Annotated in this window: 3 protein-coding genes; all 3 read left to right on the top strand. The window is 67.2% G+C overall.

Annotated features, from left to right (window positions below):
• The coding region (locus VF632_RS19185; RefSeq protein WP_331024549.1) for a condensation domain-containing protein at positions 1–438 on the top strand (438 nt) is incomplete at its 5' end.
• 516 nt (positions 439–954) lie between these two features.
• On the top strand, positions 955–2,871 hold the full coding sequence (locus VF632_RS19180) for a hypothetical protein (RefSeq protein WP_331024548.1): 1,917 nt from the start codon (positions 955–957) through the stop codon (positions 2,869–2,871).
• 272 nt (positions 2,872–3,143) lie between these two features.
• Positions 3,144–3,500, top strand: a 357-nt coding sequence (locus tag VF632_RS19175; protein WP_331024547.1) for a condensation domain-containing protein, incomplete at its 3' end; no start/stop codon positions are given.

Below are 3,500 nucleotides of genomic sequence, written 5' to 3'. Positions count from 1 at the left end.
GCGTACGCGCACCAGGACCTCCCCTTCGCCCGGCTGGTGAGCGCGCTGCGGCCGGACTGCGGCCCGGGAGAGATGCCGCTCTTCCAGGTGGTGTTCGAGCTGGAGCACGCCCGCGCCAGGCAGGAGACGCTGCGGCTGCCGACCGTGGCGCCGAGCCCGCTCGGGCGCTCGCCGAAGGACCGCCAGACGCTCCGCAGCGAGCTGCGCCTGACCATGAGCGACGACGGCACGAACGTCGGCGGCTCCCTCGTGTACCGGACGGAGCTGTTCGATTCGGCCACGATCGAGCGGATGATCGGCGACTACCTGGCCCTGCTCGAGGGCGCCGTGGCCGATCCGGACCGGCCCGTGGCGGAGCTCTTCTCGTCCGGGCCCCGTGGTTCGACGCCGCTACCAGGGCCGGACCCGGCGGCAACCGCGCATACACGCCCCCTCTGATGTGAGAAGGCCCTCCAGCGCCAAAGGATGGCGCCGAGTCGCACCTGACTCACCATCAACCTCACCAATACGTTGAAACCCCCACGCTGCACTTGGGGATCTAGCAGCCGGTTACCGTCTGGAAGCTGCCTGGCCCCGCACAGTTGATCACTGTCCCTGTACGCCGCGAGCTGACGGCGCTCACCGACCGCCACGCTACGCTCAAGGACGTTCTCTCTGGCGCGTAACCGGCGCTCCCCTGCGCGGTGCGGTCCGCAAGGAGCACCGGGGCTGCGCCGGACTGCGTTACACCCGCCTAGGTCCACGCTCGCCGGTGCAGCGCTAGCGAGCGATTCGCAATCGGCCCGTCCGCTCGCATCGTATGGGGACGATGGCGGCAGGTCCTCTGACGTGGAACTTCTTCATGGTTTGCGATATTAAGTAATCAGGCTATGACTTGGGTTCTCAGTGCTTCGACAGTCGCGCGGCCGACGCCCGCTCGGTCCGACACATCGTCCCTGGCATGGTGAGGCTCTAATGCGCTCGCGTACCCAACCATCCATCTTCACCGCGGTCGTTGCGGTCGCGCTCCTTGCGGCAGGCGTGGCCGCATGCGAGTCCGCACTGTCCGGGCCGCATTCTGGAATTGAGCTAAGCACTGAACACGCGGCGCCGCTGGCGATGGTCGCCGTTACCGGGCTGGCCAGCACCGTGGACGAGGTAGCCATCGAGGTCGGCAGCACCGAGACAACCCTGACGTACGACCCCAGCAGCGGCACGCACCTGTTCATCGTGCCGCCGGACGTCCGTGGATCGGTGTCGGTGCACCTCCCAGCCTCGGCCGCTGGAGGCGCGAGGGCAACCCTGCAGCTGCGGGTGCTTTCGATGGAGTACCCGGGCGGAACAACCGAAACCGCCGCCGCCGAACTGGACCAGACGCTGGCCTCGCTGCAGGCAAATGCATTGGCCGCACGAAAAGCGATCGATCCCTCTGTGGCGCCGGAACTCGCAGGGGTGCTCGATAAGATGCGTGAGTCGGCGTTGACCCTGCGCGCTCTGCTACCCACCATGAGCGCCGAGAATCGCGAGATTCTCGTGGGTCTTTATGCATCCAACCGACGACTATATCAGCGTGTCGCGGTTTCGTTCGCTACGGAGACTGCCCAGCTTGCGGCCCCGTCCACGGCGCTGGCCGTCCGCCCCGCCGGCACGACGAGCCCCCCGCGTGCACTCGTGCCCACGGGTGCACTGACGGCACTTCCCACAGCGGAGTCCCTGTCGCAGATCTGCCGCGAGAAGGGACGCGACCTGGAGATGACAGAGGACATGCTTGAGGCAGCGGGCTATTTTCAGTTTGCGCTCCCCACACTAGCGCTTTTGCTGGGGCGCGACGCGCAGCTTGCCGCCGGGATCGGGCTCACGATGAATACGCTAGTGGTCGGGCTGAACACCGCGGTTGCCATACAGAGCCTACATCCCCGTTTTTTCGATCCCAAGGGGCTGCGCCTGAAGCCCAGCCGCGTCCGCGTGCCCGAAAACGGGCGTACCGCGGAACTGCGCGCCTACGTGACTATGGTGAACGCGCGAGGCGCCCTGGACGACGCGGTGGAACTGGGCGAGGCTATTGGAGACTACCGCGAGTATTACCAGGGACTAGATGATGCGCGCCGGCTTGCAAAAAAGGCTGTACTGCGCCGGGCGCTGATCGCGGCAGGCCAGGAGGCTATCGCACGCCTGCTGGAGGAGACGTTCGAGCTGATGGACAAGCTGGCCGGCGAAGAAGCGCAGCTCACCGGGGGCGAGATCCAGATAGCTATGGACGGGTTGGAGATTGTCGACGTCAACAACAGTGGGCTGTGGCGCTTTACGTCGACGGCTCAGGGTGAGGCACGCACGTTCGCGACGGTGGGGCAAATCCGGCGGGAACTCGGTTACGAGATCGTGGCACTCTACGCTACTGCGGGAAGAGGCGAGGGGTGCCGGGCCCAAACAGACGGCGGGCACCCGCAAGAGGGACTGAACGGATTCATGGTGACCGGCCCGCCGATTCTCAAGAGCGCTCGCTCCGCGTTCGTGAGCCTGAACTCATGCCAGACAACAACGGCCGGCACCGGCAGCTTGTACGACATCTACGTCACGTTCACCGCCGCCAACACCCTGGGCCCGGGTTCGCGGTTGGATATCGCATGGTCGTTCCCGGAGGGGAATACCGGTACGTACCGGAAGGTAAACGAGGACGACGAGCGGGCCGGCACGTCGGGCGACATCCGGTTCCGGCACTGCTCGCGGTTCGCGAAGCACAACTTCACCACCCTCCACATCACAGCTACAGATCCTGAAGGGCTGCAGAGCGACACAGTCACTCTTACAATCAACAAGCCGGCAGGCGGTTACATCATCGCGCCCTCCCCCGCAGCGGCAGCGGCTGCAACTGCCACGGGAGGCGGGCGGTGAACCGCTGAGCAGGGGTCGGGGGAGCGAAGGGGAACCGCTCGGTTTTTACCGCACCGGCAACCGCGTGCGCCGGCTTCCCGGGGGAGAGATCGAGTTCCTGGGGCGCGTGGACCAGCAGGTCAAGATCCGCGGCTTCCGCCTCGAGCCGACGGAGATCGAGGCCGCCCTCCTCCAGCCGTCCGGCGTGCGGGAAGCGCTGGTGCTGGTGCGCGAGGCCGCGCCGGGCGACCGGCGCCTGGTGGGATACGTCGTGCCCGCCGGGGGAGGGCGTGGTGTCGACGGCGCTCCGGGCGCTCGGCCGCCAGGAGGGGTGCACCCTCTACATGACCCTCCTGGCCGGGCTCCAGGCGCTCCTTTCGCACTACGGCGACGACGACGTCTGCGTGGGAACGCCGGTCGCGGGGCGCGTGCGGCGCGAGATCGAGAACCTGATCGGCTTCTTCGCCATCACCCTGGTGATCCGCACCGACCTTTCCGGGTCACCCGGCTTCCGCACGCTCCTCGGGCGCGTGCGGGAGGCCGCGCTCGGCGCGTACGCGCACCAGGACCTCCCCTTCGCCCGGCTGGTGAGCGCGCTGCGGCCGGACTGCGGCCCGGGAGAGATGCCGCTCTTCCAGGTGGTGTTCGAG

The organism is Longimicrobium sp. (genome assembly GCF_036388275.1).
Classification (GTDB): domain Bacteria; phylum Gemmatimonadota; class Gemmatimonadetes; order Longimicrobiales; family Longimicrobiaceae; genus Longimicrobium.
The sequence above is the reverse complement of the archived record's forward strand: the minus strand, read 5'-3'. Positions and strand labels throughout refer to the sequence as shown.

Coding starts and splice junctions, on each gene's coding strand:
- VF632_RS19180 (WP_331024548.1), top strand. CDS start 955: ATGCGCTCGCGTACCCAACCATCCATCTTCACCGCGGTCGTTGCGGTC.